This is a genomic window from Pseudomonas sp. MHK4, assembly GCF_054600775.1.
Genome location: NZ_BAAIAK010000001.1, coordinates 1,032,751 through 1,051,978, shown reverse-complemented (window position 1 = coordinate 1,051,978; position 19,228 = coordinate 1,032,751). Strand labels below are relative to the sequence as shown.

At 61.6% G+C, this 19,228-nt stretch carries 18 protein-coding genes; 7 read left to right on the top strand and 11 right to left on the bottom strand.

The window, feature by feature from the left end; all coding sequences use genetic code 11:
• Positions 1 to 25: 25 nt before the first annotated feature.
• Both ACYP2Q_RS04540 and ACYP2Q_RS04535 read right to left on the bottom strand, forming a co-directional pair.
• Positions 26 to 805 carry an ABC transporter substrate-binding protein gene (locus ACYP2Q_RS04540; RefSeq protein WP_459729392.1) on the bottom strand — a complete coding sequence of 260 codons (780 nt, stop codon included), beginning with the start codon at positions 803 to 805 and terminating at the stop codon, positions 26 to 28.
• Positions 806 to 1,111: 306 nt separating this feature from the next.
• The gene (locus tag ACYP2Q_RS04535) at positions 1,112 to 1,531 is read right to left on the bottom strand and encodes a rhodanese-like domain-containing protein (RefSeq protein ID WP_459729391.1); all 420 of its coding nucleotides are present in this window, start codon (positions 1,529 to 1,531) and stop codon (positions 1,112 to 1,114) included.
• 101 nt (positions 1,532 to 1,632) lie between these two features.
• Here ACYP2Q_RS04535 and ftrA point away from each other — a divergent pair, with 101 nt between their 5' ends.
• The gene (gene ftrA, locus ACYP2Q_RS04530) at positions 1,633 to 2,613 is read left to right on the top strand and encodes a transcriptional regulator FtrA (RefSeq protein ID WP_459729390.1); all 981 of its coding nucleotides are present in this window, start codon (positions 1,633 to 1,635) and stop codon (positions 2,611 to 2,613) included.
• On the opposite strand, the gene cobF is transcribed toward ftrA, so the two are convergent.
• Together cobF and ACYP2Q_RS04520 are read right to left on the bottom strand one after the other, a co-directional pair.
• The gene (cobF, locus tag ACYP2Q_RS04525) at positions 2,596 to 3,351 is read right to left on the bottom strand and encodes a precorrin-6A synthase (deacetylating) (RefSeq protein ID WP_459729389.1); all 756 of its coding nucleotides are present in this window, start codon (positions 3,349 to 3,351) and stop codon (positions 2,596 to 2,598) included. The genes ftrA and cobF overlap by 18 nt on opposite strands.
• On the bottom strand, positions 3,351 to 3,923 hold the full coding sequence (locus ACYP2Q_RS04520; protein WP_459729388.1) for a histidine phosphatase family protein: 573 nt from the start codon (positions 3,921 to 3,923) through the stop codon (positions 3,351 to 3,353). The genes cobF and ACYP2Q_RS04520 overlap by 1 nt, the downstream gene beginning before the upstream one ends.
• A 342-nt stretch (positions 3,924 to 4,265) precedes the next feature.
• Here ACYP2Q_RS04520 and ACYP2Q_RS04515 point away from each other — a divergent pair, with 342 nt between their 5' ends.
• The 3 genes from ACYP2Q_RS04515 (at position 4,266) to ACYP2Q_RS04505 (ending at position 7,388) form a co-directional block, all read left to right on the top strand.
• Positions 4,266 to 5,282 (top strand): arginine N-succinyltransferase, encoded by a 1,017-nt coding sequence (locus ACYP2Q_RS04515; protein ID WP_459729387.1) that lies wholly within the window; start codon positions 4,266 to 4,268, stop codon positions 5,280 to 5,282.
• Between the two features lie 55 nt (positions 5,283 to 5,337).
• Complete coding sequence (astA, locus tag ACYP2Q_RS04510) at positions 5,338 to 6,369, top strand: arginine N-succinyltransferase (protein WP_459729386.1); 1,032 nt, start codon at positions 5,338 to 5,340, stop codon at positions 6,367 to 6,369.
• A gap of 149 nt (positions 6,370 to 6,518) precedes the next feature.
• A complete protein-coding gene (locus ACYP2Q_RS04505; protein WP_459729385.1) occupies positions 6,519 to 7,388 on the top strand; it encodes an isocitrate lyase/PEP mutase family protein in 870 nt (289 codons plus the stop codon).
• A 178-nt stretch (positions 7,389 to 7,566) separates the two neighbouring features.
• Here the strand turns inward: ACYP2Q_RS04505 and ACYP2Q_RS04500 are convergent, their stop codons facing one another.
• On the bottom strand, positions 7,567 to 8,640 hold the full coding sequence (locus tag ACYP2Q_RS04500) for a diguanylate cyclase (protein WP_459729384.1): 1,074 nt from the start codon (positions 8,638 to 8,640) through the stop codon (positions 7,567 to 7,569).
• A gap of 192 nt (positions 8,641 to 8,832) precedes the next feature.
• Between ACYP2Q_RS04500 and ACYP2Q_RS04495 the strand changes: the two genes are divergently transcribed.
• The 3 genes from ACYP2Q_RS04495 to hglS all read left to right on the top strand — a co-directional run bounded on the left by ACYP2Q_RS04495 (position 8,833) and on the right by hglS (position 12,753).
• Positions 8,833 to 10,284, top strand: coding sequence for a flavin-containing monooxygenase (locus tag ACYP2Q_RS04495; RefSeq protein WP_459729383.1), 1,452 nt, complete (start codon positions 8,833 to 8,835; stop codon positions 10,282 to 10,284).
• Positions 10,285 to 10,306: 22 nt separating this feature from the next.
• Positions 10,307 to 11,263, top strand: a complete 957-nt coding sequence (locus ACYP2Q_RS04490; RefSeq protein WP_459729382.1) for an alpha/beta fold hydrolase — start codon at positions 10,307 to 10,309, stop codon at positions 11,261 to 11,263.
• Between the two features lie 110 nt (positions 11,264 to 11,373).
• Entirely contained in the window at positions 11,374 to 12,753 is a 1,380-nt protein-coding gene (hglS, locus tag ACYP2Q_RS04485) for a 2-oxoadipate dioxygenase/decarboxylase HglS (protein WP_459729380.1), read from the top strand.
• Positions 12,754 to 12,852: 99 nt separating this feature from the next.
• Here the strand turns inward: hglS and ACYP2Q_RS04480 are convergent, their stop codons facing one another.
• The 6 genes from ACYP2Q_RS04480 to ACYP2Q_RS04455 form a co-directional block, all read right to left on the bottom strand.
• The gene (locus ACYP2Q_RS04480) at positions 12,853 to 13,530 is read right to left on the bottom strand and encodes a type 1 glutamine amidotransferase domain-containing protein (RefSeq protein WP_459729379.1); all 678 of its coding nucleotides are present in this window, start codon (positions 13,528 to 13,530) and stop codon (positions 12,853 to 12,855) included.
• A gap of 388 nt (positions 13,531 to 13,918) precedes the next feature.
• A complete protein-coding gene (locus ACYP2Q_RS04475; RefSeq protein WP_459729378.1) occupies positions 13,919 to 14,500 on the bottom strand; it encodes a hypothetical protein in 582 nt (193 codons plus the stop codon).
• A 133-nt stretch (positions 14,501 to 14,633) separates the two neighbouring features.
• Entirely contained in the window at positions 14,634 to 14,876 is a 243-nt protein-coding gene (locus ACYP2Q_RS04470; protein WP_459729377.1) for a hypothetical protein, read from the bottom strand.
• Positions 14,877 to 14,938: 62 nt separating this feature from the next.
• On the bottom strand, positions 14,939 to 16,012 hold the full coding sequence (locus tag ACYP2Q_RS04465) for a lipocalin-like domain-containing protein (protein WP_459729376.1): 1,074 nt from the start codon (positions 16,010 to 16,012) through the stop codon (positions 14,939 to 14,941).
• The gene (locus tag ACYP2Q_RS04460; RefSeq protein WP_459729375.1) at positions 16,002 to 18,473 is read right to left on the bottom strand and encodes an ABC transporter permease; all 2,472 of its coding nucleotides are present in this window, start codon (positions 18,471 to 18,473) and stop codon (positions 16,002 to 16,004) included. Before ACYP2Q_RS04460 ends, ACYP2Q_RS04465 begins: the two co-directional genes overlap by 11 nt.
• Before the next feature lies 1 nt (position 18,474).
• The gene (locus ACYP2Q_RS04455) at positions 18,475 to 19,143 is read right to left on the bottom strand and encodes an ABC transporter ATP-binding protein (RefSeq protein WP_459729374.1); all 669 of its coding nucleotides are present in this window, start codon (positions 19,141 to 19,143) and stop codon (positions 18,475 to 18,477) included.
• Positions 19,144 to 19,228 lie beyond the last annotated feature (85 nt).

Below are 19,228 nucleotides of genomic sequence, written 5' to 3'. Positions count from 1 at the left end.
AGCCAGCTCCTACAGAACGGCTCGATTACTCGCCGTAAACGTCAAACTTGAAGTACTTGTCCTGCACCTGCTTGTACTTGCCGTTGGCGCGGATCTCGGTAATGGCTTTGTTGAACTGCTCGGCCAGGGCGGTATCGCCCTTGCGCACGGCAATTCCGGCACCACCGCCGAAGTACTTGGGATCGTTGTACTCAGGCCCTACGAAAGCGAAACCCTTGCCGGCGTCGGTCTTGAGGAAACCGTCGTCCAGGTTGACCGAGTCGGCCAGCAGCGCGTCAACGCGACCGGACACCATGTCCAGGTTGGCTTCCTGCTGGGAGCCGTAGCGCACCAGGATAATCCCTGCCGGTTGCAGCACTTCGGTGGCAAATCGGTCATGGGTACTGGCGCGCAGTACACCGACTTTCTTGCCCTTGAGTTCGGTCAACGGGTCCTTGACGTCGGAACCTTCCTTCATCACGAAACGTGCCGGGGTGTGGTAGTACTTGATGGTGAAATCAACGTTCTTCTTGCGATCGTCGGTGATGGTCATGGACGACAGGATGGCGTCGATCTTCTTGACCTTCAGTGCCGGAATCAGGCCGTCGAACTCCTGCTCGACCCAGGTGCACTTGACCTGCATCTGCTCACACAGTGCGTCGCCGATGTCCACGTCGAAGCCGGTGAGCTTGCCGTCAGGGGTTTTCATCGAGAATGGCGGATAACCGGCTTCGATACCGATGCGAATTGGCTTGATATCCGCGGCCACGGCGGTCAGGGACAACATCGACAGTGCCAGGGCACCGAACATCACTAGCTTGTTCATTTTATAACTCCTGTGTGCGGAGACTTTTATTGGCAGCTTTCGGTCGGTAGCTTGTGGCCGGGGGACCGAAGTGGCCGGCAGTCTAGAGCGGCTATCACAGGGTAAATTATTACGAAGCGACAAATAGTTATAGAAAGTGGCCGGCAAGCCGCAGGCGATCGCTGGCAAGCCAGCGCCTACAGGGCCCATGTTGAATCTGTGGCGTTACGCGACTCTGTAGGAGCCGGCTTACTGGCGATGCGATGGTGGCCATTTCGCCGCCATCGCCGCGATGCGCCGACCCGAAAACCAGGATCTACAGGGGGCTCAGCAGGCGCAGCCGATAGCGGTACTCGGCGCACTCAACTCAAACCCTTCATCCAGCCACCCTGTCACCCCGCCAATCATCTCCTTCACCGGGTACCCCAGCGCCGCCAGCTTCACCGCCGCCTTGTTCGCGCCGTTGCAGTGGGGGCCTGCGCAATAGACCACGAACAGGCTGGTTTTCGGATAGCCACGCAAACCTTCGGCAGTGAGCAGTCGCCCCGCAATGTTGATCGCACCCGGCACATGCCCCCGCTCGAACGCCAACGGCCCCCGCACGTCCACCAGAATGAAATCGACTTCCCCAGCCTGTTGGCTGGCGTAAACGTCGGAACAATCGGTTTCGAATGTCAGGCGGTTGCTGAAATGCATCAAGGCGATGGCCGAAGGGGCGGCGGGAATTTCGCGAACGAGGCTGGTCATGGGTAGAGCTCCGGGATGGCGGTGGGTGTGAACAGACTTTATCTGCCCGCCCTCAGCGGCTAAAGTGGCGCACAAGACACTCACCGGGAACTTTCCGCCAAATGCAAAATTCTCCAGGACTGGTCGCGATCCTGGCCTACGACGGCCTGTGTACCTTCGAATTCGGCATCGCCGTGGAGATCTTTGGCCTGGCTCGGCCAGAGTTCGACTTCCCTTGGTACAGCCATCAGATCGCTGCCGTCGACCAAGGCCCGATGCGCGCCATGGGCGGCATTCAGGTACTGGCCGATGGTGGCCTGGAACTGCTGGAACAGGCGCGGACCATCATCATTCCCGGCTGGCGCGATCGCCAGGCAGCCGTACCCGAGGCACTGCTGACCGCCCTGCGCCAGGCCCATGCGCGGGGCGCGCGGTTGCTGTCAATCTGCTCGGGGGTGTTCGTGCTGGCCGCCACCGGTTTGCTCGACGGTCGCGGCGCCACCACGCACTGGCGCTACACCGCGGAACTGGCCGAACGCTTCCCGAACATCCTGGTGGACCCGGACGTGCTGTACGTCGATTCGGGTCAATTGATCACCTCGGCCGGCAGCGCAGCCGGCATCGACGCCTGCCTGCACCTGGTGGCGCGGGACTTCGGGACCCAGGTCGCCAACTCGGTGGCGCGGCGCCTGGTGATGTCACCGCAACGCACCGGGGGCCAGGCGCAGTTCATTCCGACGCCGGTCAGTCCAACGCCGCGCAGCGATCTTTCGCGCGTCATGCAGTGGGCGCGGGAGCGTTTGCACGAACCGCTGGAGGTTCGCGACCTGGCCAGCGAAGCCGCCATGAGCGAGCGCACGTTCCTGCGCCGTTTCACCGAAGCCAGCGGCCAGTCGCCCAAGACCTGGCTGCAACATGAACGCCTGGGTCGTGCCCGGGAATTGCTGGAAAGCACCGACCAGCACACCGAGCAGATCGCCCAGCACTGCGGTTATCGTTCGGTGGAAAGCTTTCGCGTGGCGTTTCGCAACGTGGTCGGCGTGCCGCCGTCGGTGTACCGGGAACGGTTTGGGCGCACGCGTACTTCAGGGTTTGCGCAATAGATAGGTGTCCATGATCCAGCCATTGGCTTGTCGGGCTGCCTTGCGCACCCGCTCGATCTGCTGCGCCACGTCCTCGAGCTTGCCGCTGATGAGGATTTCATCCGGCGTCCCCAGGTAGGCGCCCCAGTAAATCTGCGTCTGCCGATCCGCCACATGCTGGTAGGCATCCTGAGCGTCGAGCATCACCACCAGGCTGTCGGCGTCGCTCACCTGCCCCGCTGCCAATCGTCGGCCGGTGGTGATCTCGACCGAACGGCCAATTTGATTGAGCGTCACCTTGTGCTGCGCGGCCAGCGCCTGGACGCTGGTGATGCCGGGGATCACCTCGAACTCGAAAGCACAGGTGCCTGAAGTCAGGATCGCCTGCAGGATGCGAATCGTGCTGTCGTACAACGCCGGGTCGCCCCACACCAGGAAACCGCCGCACTGGTCGTCCGCCAGCTCCTCATTGATCAGGCGCTCGAAGATCTGCTGCTTGGCCATGTTCAACTCATCGACGCTGGTTCTGTAGTCCACCTCGCCGCGCTCGCGCTCCGGGCTTTGGGCTTCGACAAAGCGGTAGTGCGGATCGGAGATATGGCGCTCGCAGAGTTCGCGGCGCAGGTCGATCAGCTGGTCCTTGTCCTGGCCCTTGTCCATGATGAAAAAAACATCGACCCGATTCAGCGCCTTTACGGCCTGCAGGGTGATGTAGTCGGGATTGCCGGCACCAATGCCGATGACCAATAGTTTTTTCATCAAGACATCCCCTCGTTATCACTGCACGGCAGCCGCAGCCGCCAGCAACCATGGAACTGCAGTTCTATCATCGACAGCGGTTCGACATCGATCAGGTTGAATGCTGCCCCCTGCAACACGTACATCAACGCGGCACGCATGATAAATGGATGGGTCACGGCAATCACATGGCCGGGCAGCGCTTCCAGGGTTTTCAACCAGGCGGCGACGCGCTCGCCGACTTGCACCACCGACTCGCCGCCGTGGGGCGCCGAGCGCGGGTCGGCGAGCCAGGCCTGCAGTGATTCCGCCTGGTTCTTTTGCAGGTCGTTGATTCGCATGCCGCGCCAATCGCCGAAGTCGCAATCGCGCAGGGCCGCGACAATCTCCACTGGCTTGCCGAACAGCTCGGCGGTCTGCCGGGTGCGCAACTCCGGCCCGCACAACAGGCGCGAAGCCTCCTTGAATCGAGCGCCCCGGGAACCCCGCGCCGATTGCCAATCCATCTCCAGGGGTTCGTCCACAGGAAAACGCGCCAGTTTCTGTGCAAGGGTTCGAGCGTGGCAGATCAAGGTCAGACGGGTCGCCTGCACGAAAAAAATCACTCTGTGGGATAGAAAGGAAAAACGGCAACTGGCCGTCAGCCGATGCCAATTGTGCCGTAAGAAAGTTCGTCAGGGGGCGTCATTTCAACGATTCAAACGCGCATCAAGGGCGGCGCCCTACACGATACTTCAACATCCCCTTCGTCTGCCGCTGACAGCTATTTCCCGCCTGTTCGACCGTGGAAATGTCCCGTCAAAATTAACTAGACATGTAGTGCGCCTTATACAAATACTGTTTTCAACGGATTAACGAAACACCTCATCCAGCAGGAGCCGGGATGCCCTCATGCGAAGGCCGGTCACCGAGCTCTTTGATACAGGAGTGCACCCATGCTGGTCTTGCGCACCGTGCAACTGACCGACCTGCCCCAATTGCAGCGCTTGGCCCGCGAAAGCCTGGTGGGCGTCACATCCTTGCCCGATGACAGCGCCCGCTTGCGCGACAGGATTGTCGACGCCTGCACATCGCTGGAACAAAACGCCGAGAGCCCCGGCCCGCAGAATTACTTTTTCGTCCTGCAAGACCAGGCGGACGGGCGCCTGGTGGGCTGTTCGGAAGTCGTCGCCACGGCCGGTTTCAGCGAACCCTTCTACAGCCTGCGCAACCGCCCTTTTACCAGCGCCTCGCGCGAGCTGAACATCGAGCACGGCGTGCCTGCCCTGTCGCTGTGCCATGACCTCAACGGCCACACCTTGCTGCGCGGCTTTCATATCGATTCGGCGCTGGTGCGCACGCCGCACTCCGAATTGTTGTCGCGGGCACGCCTGCTGTTCATTGCCGCCCATGCTCGACGCTTTGCCGACGCCGTGATCAGCGAAATCGTCGGCTTCAGCAGCGATGACGGCCGCTCACCTTTCTGGGATGCGGTGGGCAAGCACTTCTTCGACCTGCCTTACGTCGAGGCCGAGCGGCTTTGCGGCCTGGAAAGCCGGTCGTTCCTCGCCCACCTGATGCCGCAATACCCGATCTATGTGCCGATGCTGCCCCAGGCCGCGCAAGACTGCATCGGGCGCATCCACCCCGATGGCCAGGAAGCCTTCGATATCCTTGAACGCGAAGGGTTCGAAACCAACAGCTACGTCGACCTGTTCGATGGCGGCCCGACGCTGCAGGCACGCACCGGCGACATTCGTTCGATCGCGCAGAGCGCAACCGCACAGGTCTTGCCCGTGTCGTCCATCGACGCCCGCGGACGTTATCTGGTCAGCAACGATGCGCTTGAGCATTATCGCGCCATCGTCGCCGATCTCGACTACCGTGCCGGACAACCCGTGGGGCTGGACAGCGGGATGTGCCAGGCGCTGCAGGTCACCGAAGGCAGCAGCATCCGGCTGATCGCCCTGTGAGCAGCAAAAGCGAGTATCGACAACGCCCGAACGGCCGTGCACAAGGCACGCCAGCATGATTGTCCGCCCGGTCCAGGTGACCGACCTGCCCGCCTTGCTGGCGCTGGGACGCCTGGCCGGTCGCGGCTCGACGCCTCTGGTCAATGAAGAGCGCCTGAGCCACCGCTTGCGCTGGGCCAAAAGAACCTTCGCCGAACAGGTCGAACGCGCCGACGCCGATTACCTGTTTGTCCTTGAAGACGACGACCAGCAAGTGCTCGGCGTCAGCGCCATCAGCGGCGCGGTTGGCCTGCGCGAGCCCTGGTACAACTATCGGGTCGGGCTGACGGTCAGTTCTTCACCCAACCTGGGTATTTCGCGGCAGATCCCGACCTTGTTCCTCAACAATGAAATGACCGGTCAATCGGGACTCTGCTCGCTGTTCCTGCGCCCCGATCAGCGCCGGGGCAGTAATGGCCGCCTGCTCTCGCTGGGGCGCCTGTTGCTGGCGGCGGAGTTCCCGCACCTGTTCGGCGAAAAACTGATCGCCGAGCTGCGCGGCAGTGCCGACGAAAAAGGTTGCTCGCCGTTCTGGGACAGTGTGGGCCGACACTTTTTCAAGATGGATTTCAGTCATGCCGAGCATTTGTCGGGACTGGGCAACAAATCGTTCATCGCCGAGCTGATGCCACGTCAACCGCTCTATACCTGCCTGCTCACCGAGCGGGCCCAGGCCGTGATCGGCAAGCCACATCCTGATGCCGAGGCGGCCCTGAGAATCCTCACTGCCGAAGGATTCTCCCACCAGGGCTACATCGACATCTTTGACGCGGGCCCGGTCATCGAAGCGCCGGTTTCGGCCATTCGCAGCGTGCGCGACAGTCAACACCTGGCATTGGCCATCGGCACCCCGGACGACCAGGCACCGACCTGGCTGATCCACAATCGCCGCCTGGAAAACTGCCGCATCACCGCCGCCCCGGCGCGACGGACCGGCGACAGCCTGCTGGTCGACCGCCTTACCGCCAAACGCCTGCAGCTGCAACCCGGCGACTCGGTGCGTGCGGTGCCGTTGCCCAATCGACAGCAGCAGGCCGTGGCGGCGTAATTGAGCCCGGCTTCGCTGCAAGATTGTCGCCCGTGGCCGGAAAACCGCTAAATTCGTCATCATTCCAGACCTGCCCCCGTGATAGCCTTTCACATCTTCGGCGTTGACACTTTTGCTCAAGCCCTTCCATTTCCATTGGTGGAACTCATATGTCCAGGCTTTCTCATCAAGATTTGCGCCGCAATTTTCGTCAACTGTTCGCGTCCAACACCTGCTATCACACCGCGTCGGTCTTCGACCCGATGTCGGCACGCATCGCCGCGGACCTCGGGTTCGAGGTGGGGATCCTCGGTGGCTCGGTCGCGTCCTTGCAGGTACTGGGCGCCCCTGACTTTGCCTTGATCACCCTCAGCGAGTTCGCCGAGCAGGCCACTCGCATCGGCCGCGTCGCCCAATTGCCGGTGATCGCCGACGCCGACCACGGCTACGGCAACGCGCTCAACGTCATGCGCACCATCGTCGAACTGGAACGTGCCGGCGTGGCCGCCCTGACCATCGAAGACACCTTGCTGCCAGCCCAATTCGGCCGCAAGTCCACGGACCTGATCACGGTCGCCGAAGGTGTCGGCAAGATTCGCGCAGCACTGGAGGCCCGGTGCGACAAGGAAATGGCCATCATCGCCCGCACCCACGCGGGCATTCTGCCGGTCCAGGAAATCATCAGCCGTACCAAGCAATATCAGGCTGCGGGCGCGGACGGCATCTGCATGGTGGGGGTGAAGGATTTCGACCACCTGGAACAAATCGCCGAGCACCTGAGCGTACCGCTGATGCTGGTGACCTACGGCAATCCATTGCTGCGTGACGACAAGCGCCTGGCCGAACTGGGCGTACGCGTCGTCATCGACGGCCATGGTGCCTACTTCGCCGCCATCAAGGCGACGTACGACAGCCTGCGCGAACAGCGTCAGATATTCACCCAGGCATCGGACCTGAGCGCGACAGAACTGACGCATACCTACACCCAGCCGGAGGAATATATCCGTTGGGCGCAAGAGTTCATGCACGTCAAAGAGTAATCGCCGACGCCGAAAAGATCGCAGCCTGCGGCAGCGCCTACATTGGGATCACCTCTACCCTGTAGGAGCGAGCTTGCTCGCGAAAAACCTGAGAGCACCACGGCGTGTCAGGTTCCTCGCGTCATCGTTGACCTCCATCGCGAGCAAGCTCGCTCCTACAGGGATTTCGCGGTGACGGTCAGACCGAGTCGAGCAACTCGTGATGAGGCCGGTCATTGCTGCAGCAGATAACGCGATTACGCCCCGTGGTCTTGGCTTCGTACAGCGCCTGGTCAGCGTCGTTGAGCCACAGGGTCGCATCACTGTGGCGCGTGTTGAAAGCCGCCAGGCCGATGCTCAGGCTGACTTTCAGGGTCGGACTCTGCTCGTAGCCCAGGGTTGCGAAGCGGTCACGCAGGGCGTCCATGGCCGTGGCGGCGCTGCCCAGGGGCAGGTCGGGAAGGATCACGCAGAACTCGTCGCCGCCATAACGCCCGGCCACATCGGTGGCCCGCAGGTTCTGCTTGAGCATCTTGCTCAGCTGGCGCAGCACCCTGTCACCGGCCACGTGGCCGTAGGTGTCATTGATGCTTTTGAAATGGTCAATGTCGATCAGCGCGATGGCCGCGCCCTGTTGTTGGCGTTGACAGCGCTGGTACTCGATTTCCAGCTGATCCTTCCAGGCGCCGTGATTGAGCAGGCCGGTCAGGCTGTCGGTGCGGCTCAGGGCCAGCAGCTCTCGCTTTTGCTGGCCGAGGGTATGCGCCTGGCGAAAACAGATCAGGCCCAGCGCCAGCGGGTAGAGACACATCAGGGGCAAGCAGGCGTAGAGCTGCAGCGGGGATGTTTCAGGGATGAACAGGGGCGTGAAGATCAACCAGCCGACGCCGATCCCAAGCACTTGCGCGACCGTACCCGCCAGCAGAAAACGCAGTCCGCCGATGGCCACGTTGTTCATCGCCATCATGGAAATGGTCGTTGCACTGGGCAGCGGATTGAACTGCATCGCGGCGACCCAGAAGCCGCCCATGAACGCGTCGATCAACAGGTTGCGGTGTTCCGCGTGATAAGCGGCCTTGGCGCGTCGCGCCCACAGGTAGGCCAGGTGCGGCCAGAGCAGGCCGTTGAACAGCATGAGCCCCCATACCCAGGGTGCCGGGTCCAGCGGGTACATCGCCACACCCACGCATATCAGACCCAACACCAGGCCAAGGATGCGTGATGTGTAGAGCCTCCTGGCCAGTGAAAGTCCTTTTCCTCCCTTCTTTCCCATTGGAACCTCTGCACCACAGAACGAAACCTGTTCACACCGGGATTGCAAGTGTGCTCGGAGTCTAACAGGGCAAGATCAAATAGCCATCACCGCCTGACGGAACGAACGACCGTCGCCTGTTGCATAGTTGTACCTGCATAAACGGCTATACATGAAGGTAAGGATTGATTCACAAGCCGGAACAGGAGGCCCATGCAGACCTTTCAAGTACTGATCATCGGCAGTGGTTTTGGCGGCCAGTGCGCAGCGGTCAATTTGCTCAAGGCCGGCATCACCGACTTTCGCCTGCTGGAACGACGGGATTTCTTCGGCGGCACCTGGTGTCAGAACACCTACCCGGGCGCGGCGGTCGACGTGCCCTCGCCGCTCTATTCGCTGTCGTTCGCCCCCTACCGCTGGACGCAGATGTTCGCCGAACAGGCTGAACTGCACCGCTACACTCGTTACGTGGTGGAGCACTTCGGCCTGCGGGACCGGGTGGAACTGCAAGCCAATGTCGAGCGCGTCGAATGGGACGAAGCGCAGAAACAATGGGCGGTGCACACCGCCAGGGGCACCTTTCATGCGCAGTTCCTGATCAATGCCACCGGGCCCCTGAGCCAACCCGTGGTGCCGCACTTCGAAGGCCAGGAACGCTTCCAGGGCAAGAGCTTTCACACCAACAATTGGGATCATTCCTACGATTACCGGCAAAAGCGCGTGGCCATCGTCGGCAGTGGCGCCAGTGCAGCCCAGGTGATTCCGGCGATAGCCAAGGAGGTCGAGCACCTGCATGTGTTCCAGCGCACCCCGCATTGGGTGCTGCCAAGGGCCGACCGCACCTTTGGCCGCTTCCAGCGCTGGTTGCTCGGGCTCAAACCGGCCTACACGCTGCTGCGCTGGATGATCTACTGGCAATTTGAAACCCGGGTGATTGCCTTCAAATACTCGAAACCGGCCATCCGCATGGTGCAACATCAGGCCCAGCGCTTTCTCAAGCGCCAGGTGCCGGACGCCGAACTGCGGCGAAAACTGACTCCGGACTACACCATCGGCTGCAAACGGGTGATTCTCTCGAGCACGCTTTACCCCGCGCTGGGTCGCCCCAACGTGACATTGCACAGCCGCGAACAGGGCATCAAAGCCATCGATGAAACCGGCATCGTCATGCAGGACGGCCAGCACATCGACCTGGACCTTATCGTCTGGTCCACCGGTTACGACGCCACTGACGGGGTGATTTCCTACCCCGTCAGCGGAAAAAACGGCATCCGCCTCAGCGACGTCTGGGCGCAGTACCCCAGGGCCTACCTCGGCACCAGCCTGCCGGCCTTTCCCAACCTGTTCATCGTCACCGGCCCGAACACCGGTATCGGCCACACATCGGCGCTGTTTATCATCGAATCGCAGATGAACTACATCCTCGACTGTATTCGCACCTTAAAAGCACGAGGTTTGCGCAGCATCGAAGTACGCCCCGAGGCAGAACGTACCTACACTGAAATGATCCATAGAGAAATGCAGCGCACGGTGTGGAAGTCCGGAGGCTGCCACAGTTGGTATCAAAGCAAGAGCGGTCATGTGATTGCCATGTTTCCAGGGTTCAGTTTCAGCTTTCACCGTTTGACCCGAACCCTGAAACCGGCCGATCACATAGTGTCCTGATCAGATAGAAGGAAGGCGCCTGATGCTTTTACTGGTTGTCGCTATCGCGGTTTTCGCCGCCTGGAGCTGGTTGAGCTACCCGGCCATCGGGTACTGGCTGTATGACTTGAGCGTGGCCGTCGAGGCCAAGTTGTACAAACTGCACAAGATTGTCGTGCCCATCGCCGAAATGACCGTCTCGACCTGGCAAGGCGGGCCGTATGAGGCGTCCAGCAATGTGTTGATGCTGCACGGCTTCAGTGCCGACAAGAATCTCTGGCTGCGATTTGCCCGGCACTTCGTCGGCAACTACCGGGTGATCATTCCGGACATCGCCGGGCATGGCGAAACCGGCTTCAAGGCCGGTGGCGGCTATGACATCCCGCTGCAGGCCAAGCGGATGATCCAGTTGCTCGATGTCTGCGGAGTCGACAAAGTCCATGTAATCGGCAACTCCATGGGCGGCTACATCGCCGCCTGGCTGGCGGCCCACTATCCGGAGCGCATTGCCTCGCTCGCCCTGTTCGACCCGGCCGGGGTGGCCGCGCCGGAACCCAGTGACCTGGAACGGCACTTGGCCAAGGGCCACAACCCGTTCCTGATTCATTCACGGGAAGAATTCAAATATTTCTATGGCATGACCATGGCCGAACCACCTTGGGTGCCGCGGGTGGTGCTGGATGCCATCGCCCATCGCTACCAGCAGTCGCGCGACGAACTGGAAGAAATCTTCCGCGAGTTTCGCGCCAGTCCACCGATGGAACCGAAACTTCCGGCGATCAAGGCGCCAGCGCTGTTGCTGTGGGGGCGCAAGGATCGCTTGATCGATGTCAGCAGCGTGGCCATCTGGAGCAAAGGCCTGGCGGATCTGCGGGTGGAGATATGGGAAGGCATCGGGCACATGCCAATGGTCGAGGCGCCTGCCGGTTCGGCGCACCTGTATCGGGAGTTTTTGGCATCGCTGCGCTCGGAAAGCCCGCAGGATCAACGACTGCACTGAGCTGGCAGTCCTTTGCAGAATGAAGTTCGTCAGAAACTTCGTTTGCCGGCGTCGCTGAAGGCTGCGATCTTTTCTCCCATCCTTCACGTCAACGCGCCAGGAATTCATTCATGAGCCACCCCAGCTTCGTCAGTCCAGACCTGATCCGCCAACGCTTTTCCAAAGCGATGTCCGACATGTACCGCGAAGAAGTGCCGCTGTACGGCGCGCTGATGGAACTGGTGGAACAGACCAACCGCCACGTGCTGGAGAACGACCCGCAAATCGCCCAACAGTTGCACAGCACCGGGGAAATCGAGCGCCTGGACCTTGAGCGCCACGGGGCCATCCGGGTCGGCACCGCCGCGGAACTGGCCACCCTCGCCCGCCTGTTCGCCGTCATGGGCATGCAGCCGGTGGGTTACTACGACCTGACCCCGGCCGGGGTGCCGGTGCATTCCACCGCGTTCCGTGCGGTGCATGAGGCAGCGTTGCAGGTCAGCCCGTTCCGGGTGTTCACCTCGCTGTTGCGCCTGGAACTGATCGAAGACCTGGAACTGCGGGCGTTTGCCCAGTCGGTGCTGGAAAAGCGCTCGATCTTCACCCCCGCCGCGCTCACGCTCATCGATCGCGCCGAAACCCAGGGCGGCCTCAGCGCAACAGAGGCCGACGAATTCGTCGAACAGGCCCTGGAAACCTTCCGCTGGCACCACAGCGCCACGGTCACCGCCGCGCAATATCGGCAACTCAGCGCCCAGCATCGGCTGATTGCCGATGTGGTGGCGTTCAAGGGCCCACACATCAATCACCTGACGCCGCGCACCCTGGACATCGACATCGTGCAGGCACAAATGCCGGCGCACGGCATCACCCCCAAAGCGGTGATCGAAGGTCCGCCCCGCCGCCAGTGCCCTATCCTGCTGCGCCAGACCAGTTTCAAGGCACTCGACGAACCGGTCGCGTTCACCGATCAAGCCGACACTCGCGGCAGCCACAGCGCCCGGTTCGGGGAAATCGAACAACGCGGCGCGGCACTGACGCCCAAGGGCCGGGCGCTGTACGACCGTTTGCTCAATGCCGCACGGGATGAACTCAAGGATTTCCCCAACGAAGCCAACGCCGCCCGCTACAACGAATTAATGGCGCAGCACTTCAGCGAATTTCCCGACACCCATGAGGGCATGCGCCAACAGGAGCTGGCGTTTTTTCGTTACTTCGTGACGGAAAAAGGCTTGGTGGCCGATGGGCTGAAAACCTTGAGCCTTGAAGCGCTGGTCAGCGGCGGGTATTTGCGAGTTGAACCGTTGGTGTACGAGGATTTCCTGCCGGTCAGCGCGGCGGGGATCTTCCAGTCAAACCTGGGAGATGCTGCGCAAACCCACTACGGCGAGCACTCCAACCAGCAGGCGTTCGAAAAAGCCCTGGGGCGTTCGACGATTGATGAACTGCAGTTGTATGCACAAACCCAACAGCGCTCGATTGAGCAGTGTCTTGCCACATTGGTTAATTGACAACCTCCCCTGTAGGAGCCGGCTTGCCGGCGAAAAGTCCGCAAGATCAACGCAATGTTGGAGGACGCCTTCGCCGGCAAGCCGGCTCCTACAAAGTGTTCATTTCAATTTCGCCAACAGTGCTTCGGCCGTGGCCTGTGAAGACGCTGGGTTCTGCCCAGTCAGCAGCAGCCCATCGGTTCGCACGTAGCTCGCCCAATCAGGCCCCTTGGAAAAAAACCCGCCCTTGGCCTTGAGCTCGTCCTCCACCAGGAACGGCACGACCGTGGTCAGTTGTACCGCTTCTTCTTCGCTGTTGGTGAACCCCGTCACCTGCTTGCCCTTGACCAGTGGCTGGCCGTCGGCGTCCTTTGCATGGCGCAGCACACCCGGCGCATGGCAGACCGCCGCGACCGGTTTGCCAGCGTTGTAGAAGGCTTCGATGAGGGCGATCGAATGACGATCTTCAGCCAGGTCCCAAAGCGGTCCATGACCGCCTGGATAGAAGATCGCATCAAAGTCCCCGGCCTTCACCGTGCCCAGTACGACGGTCGAGGCCAACGCGGATTGCGCCGCGGGGTCCTGGCGAAAGCGTTCGGTGGCCTCGGTTTGTGCATCCGGCTCGTCGCTTTTTGGGTCCAGCGGTGGCTGGCCGCCCTTGGGCGAGGCCAGGGTCAGTTGTGCGCCGGCGTCCTTGAAGACGTAATAGGGTGCAGCGAATTCTTCCAGCCAGAAGCCGGTTTTCTTGCCGGTGTTACCCAATTGATCGTGGGACGTTAAAACCATCAGGATTTTCATGTCGTCGTCACTCCATCTCGGGGCTGCAGGCAAAACAGATAACAATCAGTTACGAGTTTAAACCTGGGGGAATATGCAGAGCGCCACAACTGCGCCATTCATTCGATTGAACATGCAGTCGTATTTCGAGGAAAGGTGTTCGCCCAGTGCTATGGCCTCGGCGTTCCATGCACTGGTAAAGAACCCTGACACTGGGCGAACGGGGTGTATTTTAATAGATGTTTATGGATATGTCCGCGCCTGAAACATGAAATTTGCTGATACGAATTTTTATAATATTTCACCTGAAATACAATTCGAAACCAACAACTTAAACTCACCAGCTCGACCAAAGTAACTGATTGTTCCTATACAAAATTTGTACAGGAACAATCAATGGATAGATCAATCAACTTTTGGCTTTGGTGGTCACTTGCAGAATGTCGGTGTATGTCACGTAGACACTTTGCCCCACTTTCAGGTCCTTGAGCTTGGCTTGAACTTTCGGATCTTCGACAGTGATGGTTTTGGTCTGCCCCTGCGGGTTTTTAAAAGACACCTGGTTTGTCTTCAGGTCGATGCCGGTGATTTGCAACTGGACCTGGACCTGACGATAAGCTTCGCCGCCAGGGACGTTCCCGGGTGCGTTGCGGGCTTCACCGGCACGCTCCGAGCTGCCTGGCAAGCCCTTGTCGACGTCGGTGTCGAGGTAGGCCGCGACGGAGCGGGTGACCTTGATATCGACCTGGTCGCCGGCCTTGAGCTTGTCGAGGTTTTTCGCCTTGTCGGTCAGTTGTATCTGGACCTGACGACCTTCCGGCCCCTTAAGCACTACTTGATGTTTGGCGGCATCGACCGAAACGACTTCGGTGCTGATCTGATCAGCTTCCACGACGGCAGACAACGGGATGTCTTCTGCGACGGCACTAAAACTGGCGGCAGACAGCAAGGTGGCGAGGGTGACGGCTTTGGTCAGTGCGTTGAGTTTCATAGGCAGAACATTCCCTGTGATGGAGGATGACAAACGGCGCTGATACGAAGTTTCAACGCCGTGTGAGGGATGAGCATAGACGCTGATCAGGGAGTGTTCGCAGTTTCTTGTGCCGTTGATTCGCCGCTGGCAATCATGCCTTGGGATCATCGAGTTCCCGGGCAACGTTGATCGCTGGTGAATCCTTGTGTGATTGTTCCGCCCGGGCCTTGAGCGCCTGCCATTGTTCGAGATCAATGGCCCCCTGCCCCAACAGATCGTCGGCCAGCCGCTGCAAATCCATGTAATAGGAGTCGGGAGACTGCTGCCAGTAAGCCTCGTCTTCGAACAGGCGCTGCCACGCGTCAAGGTCGGGCGGTGTGAGGTCTTCGCGCATGGCGGGCTCCGGGCAAAGGGCTTATTGACTTAGGAGGGCAGCGCTTTGCCGAGAGTTCCGCCTCAATAACCGGTCATTTCCAAATACCCCTGCCCGCCATGGCTGCCACTCAAGCGCACTGGCCCCTCCCAGTAGGGAATGCGCAGAGCCATCCAGCTATCGGGATTCAGGGCGCTGATGACGATGTCGAGGTGTTTGCCGGGGATCTGGATCGACCAGCGCACGGGCATCGAACGCCCGGCCACCCTGGCGGTGTCCTGCGGGGTGAGGTGGATGTCGTCGGCGTTGAGCCGTTGCGGCTGGCCCTGGGCGTCGATCCAGGTGCCGGTCAGGTAAGGTTCGCCGTTTTTTTGCCGCATGCGATAGAGCATCACCTGCTCGCCGCCGTCCAGGTGCAGGGAAAACCAGTCCCAACCGCTCTGGTCGGCGGTCAGGGGCTGGCTGCTCCATTCCCGGTCGAGCCATGCGGGGCCGCTGACCTGAAAACGCTGGCCATCGATCTCCAGCGTGCCGCTGGCCTGGAAAAATGGCTGGCTGTAGTAATAGGAAGCCTGGCCCTGTTCGGACTTCTGACTGAAACCCTTGTCGCCCTGCAGCACCAGCGGTCGATTCGCAGTCAGCCGCAGTTGATAGCTAAAGCCCTTGTCGCGGGCGCTGAGTTGCAGATCGGCCAGGGGATCGGCGCCCGTTGCCTGACTGCTGAAATGCCAGTCGTCGATCCACGCGTTGAACGGCGTCAGGCTCACGCCGGCCTGGCCCACGCCGCCACGGGCATAACGTTCGGCAGCATGATGCACCGAGGCCGAGGTCACCGCCGCGTGGCCCAGCCAAATCGTCTGGTTGCCCCAGCCAGTCGCCTCTGGCGTGGCTTTCAAGGCACTGCGAAACAGCGTCCACTGTGCACCGAACTCGCGGCCCTGCTCATCCTTGAGGTTGGCGGTGACGTACCACCATTCGATGCGAAAACCGTCGTGAGGGCCATGATCCGCCGGGAAGCTCAATACCCGACCGGTCACTACGGGCGTAAACGCGACCGCTTGATTGCCGAGTCCGGCGAAACCCTTTTCATCCGGCGCCGGCTGATCGCAACCGGCGAGCAACGCTACGGCCAGGCACAGCCCGAACTTAATCCTCATGGGCAAAGGTCCTCAGCAGGTCCGCCGGTTGCGTGCGATACAGCGAATACAGCGGCCACGCCGACGCCAGCAAAGTCGCCAACAACGCCAGCCCCATCAACTGCAGCAATTGCACGGGAAACACCTGCAGCGGCAGGCGCCAACCGAAGGCCTGGACGTTGATCACCGCGTCCAGGCACCAGGCCAGCGCGATGCCCAACGGCAACGCCAGCACCAGGGTCAGCACAGCCAGCAGCCAGGTTTGCCCGAGGTTGAGCAGCATCAGTTGCCGGCGCGTCACGCCCAGCGCCCACAGCGGCGCCAGTTGCCCGAGACGGCTCTGGCTTTGCGTCAGCAGGCTGATGAACAACGCCACGCCGGCCACGCAAAGGGTCAGGCTATTGAGCGCGGCGGTGGCGGCGAAGGTGCGCTCGAACACTTGCGTCGACCAGCCCTTGAGCCGGGCCTGATCGACGATGCGACTGTCCTCCAGGGCGAAGCGTGCCTGCAGTGCGGTGACGAAGGGTGTTATCAAGGCCGGCTCGATGCGCAGGTTGAAGCGATTCGGCGTCAGTTGCGGCCAGCCGCGCAGCAAGTGATCGACGTTGACCAGCAGGTGGCCCTTGGGATTGCCGTAGTCGGCGTAGATCCCGACGATGCGCGGCGACCATGGGCCGTTGGGCGTGGTTATCGTCAAGTGATCGCCGAGCTTCACTTTCAAGCGCCGCGCCAATTGCTCGCTGAGCATCAGTGTGTCGTCCGTTGCCAGGCGATCCCAGGGCTTGTCGTCCAGGGCTTCCAGCAACGGCCAGTGTTGCCGATAGGTCGGGTGATCGATCACGCCAAACACATCCGCGGGCCAGCCTTGCAATTGAATCGAGACCTGCCAGTTGGGCAACACTGCCGTGGGCTGCGGTTGTTGCTTGAGCCAGCCGTACATCTCCCGAGCCTGGGCCGGGTTTTGCGGATTGAGGTAGAGCTCGGCGGTCAGCCGTTGTTCGAGCCAGTTGCTGAAGGTCTGGCGGAAACCGGCGGTCATGCTGCCGGCACCGATGTTGGCCGCCAGGGCCAACAGCAGCGCCATCAGCGCCAGGCTCAAGGCCGGCAATTGCTGGCGGCAATCGGCGACAAACCACTGGCCGAGCACCGAAGCCGTGCGGCGGGTCAAGCCATTGAGCACGGCATTGAGGACCACCGGCAACGCCAATGCGGCGCCCAGCAACAACGCGGCCATGAGCACAAAACCACTGGCCAGGCTGTCACCGCGCAGCAATGCCAGCAACGCAATAAACAAGGCCAGCGCCGCCACCCAGCCCTGGCGGCGCAACCAGCGCGCATGGGCCTGATGCCAGGCCTGCGGATCAGCCAGGGCGAGCAACGGCAAGCGCGCTGCCCGCCACAGACTGTTAGCGCCGGCGAGCGCCGCACCGAGCAGGCTCAGGCCGACGCCGCTGAGCCACCACAGCGGGCTCAGGCTCAACTGCCCCGCCACCTCGGCACCGTACAACCCGCGCAGGCTGGCGGCGACATCCGGCAGCAGCACGCTGGCCAAAAGATAACCGCTGACGACCCCGGCCACGCCGCCGATCAGGGCCAGGCCGCCCAGTTCGACGGCGAGGCAGGTGATCAGCATCCGCGCGCTGACCCCGCAGGCGCGCAGAGTCCGCAGCAAACCGCGACGCTGTTCCAGCGCCAGCCCTATCGCGGCGTGCACGATAAACAAACCGACCACGAACGAGAGAAACCCCAGGGCGTCCAGGTTCAGGTGAAAGCTCTCGGTCAGGCGCGCCAGATTGTTTTCTTCGCCGCTGGTTTTCAACTGCAACTGTCCCTTGAACTGATCGGGCAGTTTCGCGGTGAAATCCTTGGGCAACAGCAGACGTGATAACTGATCCGGCAGACCGAGAACCTGCTGGGCAAACCCGATGTCCACCAGCAACACCCCCGGCGCCATGTCCGTTTGAGCGTGCAGCGGCGGCAAGGCCTGGCCGTTCAATGCCAACGGCCGCTCGCCCTCCTTCAGCCCCAGTCCCTGCAAGGTCTGCGGTGCAATCCAGGTACTGCCCGGTGGAGAGAAAAACTCGACAACCTGCTCGATGGCCAATGCCCGCCCCGCCACCTCGGACCCGGTCGGCAGCGACACGGGCTCGATCCCCATCAGTTGCAGGCGTTGATCTTCATGGCCCTTGAGCATCAGCCGGCCCTGCAACACTGGCGACACCGGCCAGCCGGCTCGGCGCAGGTCGACAAACCACTGCTGGGCGAACGTCCCGCCACCGGGCGCACTGAGGCTGGCCTGGGGTTCACCGCCGATCAGCTGGCTGGCCCGGGCATAGCTGTCCCGCGCCTGGCTGTTCAGCGCTTGCACCCCGGTGAGCAGGCTGGTGGCCAGCCACAGCCCGGTCAGCACGCTGAAAAACTGCACCGGGTGCTGCCGCCAATGACTGAGCAGCGCGCGCAGGGTCTGGCGAAGAATGCGCATCTCAGCGTTCGTCCACTGCCGCCAGCCGACCGCCGTGCAGCACCACTTTTTCGGCCATTCGCGCCGCCACGCTGGGACTGTGGGTGACCATCAGCAGGGTCGTCGGACTGTCGTCGAGCAGCTCCAGCAGCAACTTCAGCACTTCGTCGCTGGTGGCTTCATCGAGGCTGCCGGTGGGCTCGTCGGCCAACAGCAACTTCGGTTGCGAGGCCAGGGCCCGGCCCAAGGCGACCCGTTGCTGCTGGCCGCCGGAGAGTTGTTCGGGATAGCGCCGCAGCAGATCGCCCAAGCCCAGCCGCTGCACCAGATGCGCCTGCCAGCGCGGATCGTGGCGGCCGGCAAGGCGCGCCTGAAACGCCAGGTTGTCCTCCACCCGCAAGCTGCCGATCAGGTTGAACTGCTGGAACACCAGGCCGATTTCGCTGCGTCGCCAGCTCGCCAGTTGCCCTTCGCTCATCTGCTCCAGCCGATGCTCACCGCTGCGGATGCTGCCGCGATCGACCTTGTCCAGCCCGGCGATCAGGTGCAACAAGGTGCTCTTGCCGCTGCCCGACTCGCCCATCAGCGCCAGGCTGCTGCCGGGTTTGAGGCTCAGGTCGACTCCTTGCAACACCGGCAATGGGCCTTGCGGGGTGGCGTAGCTTTTGAAGACACCCTGGACTTCAAGCATGGGAGAACCCGTTCGATGAGCGTGGGCCAAGGATAGCGGCCCGGAATGGTTTTTGTCCGTTGCCGATTGTGGCCCTGCCCGGCCA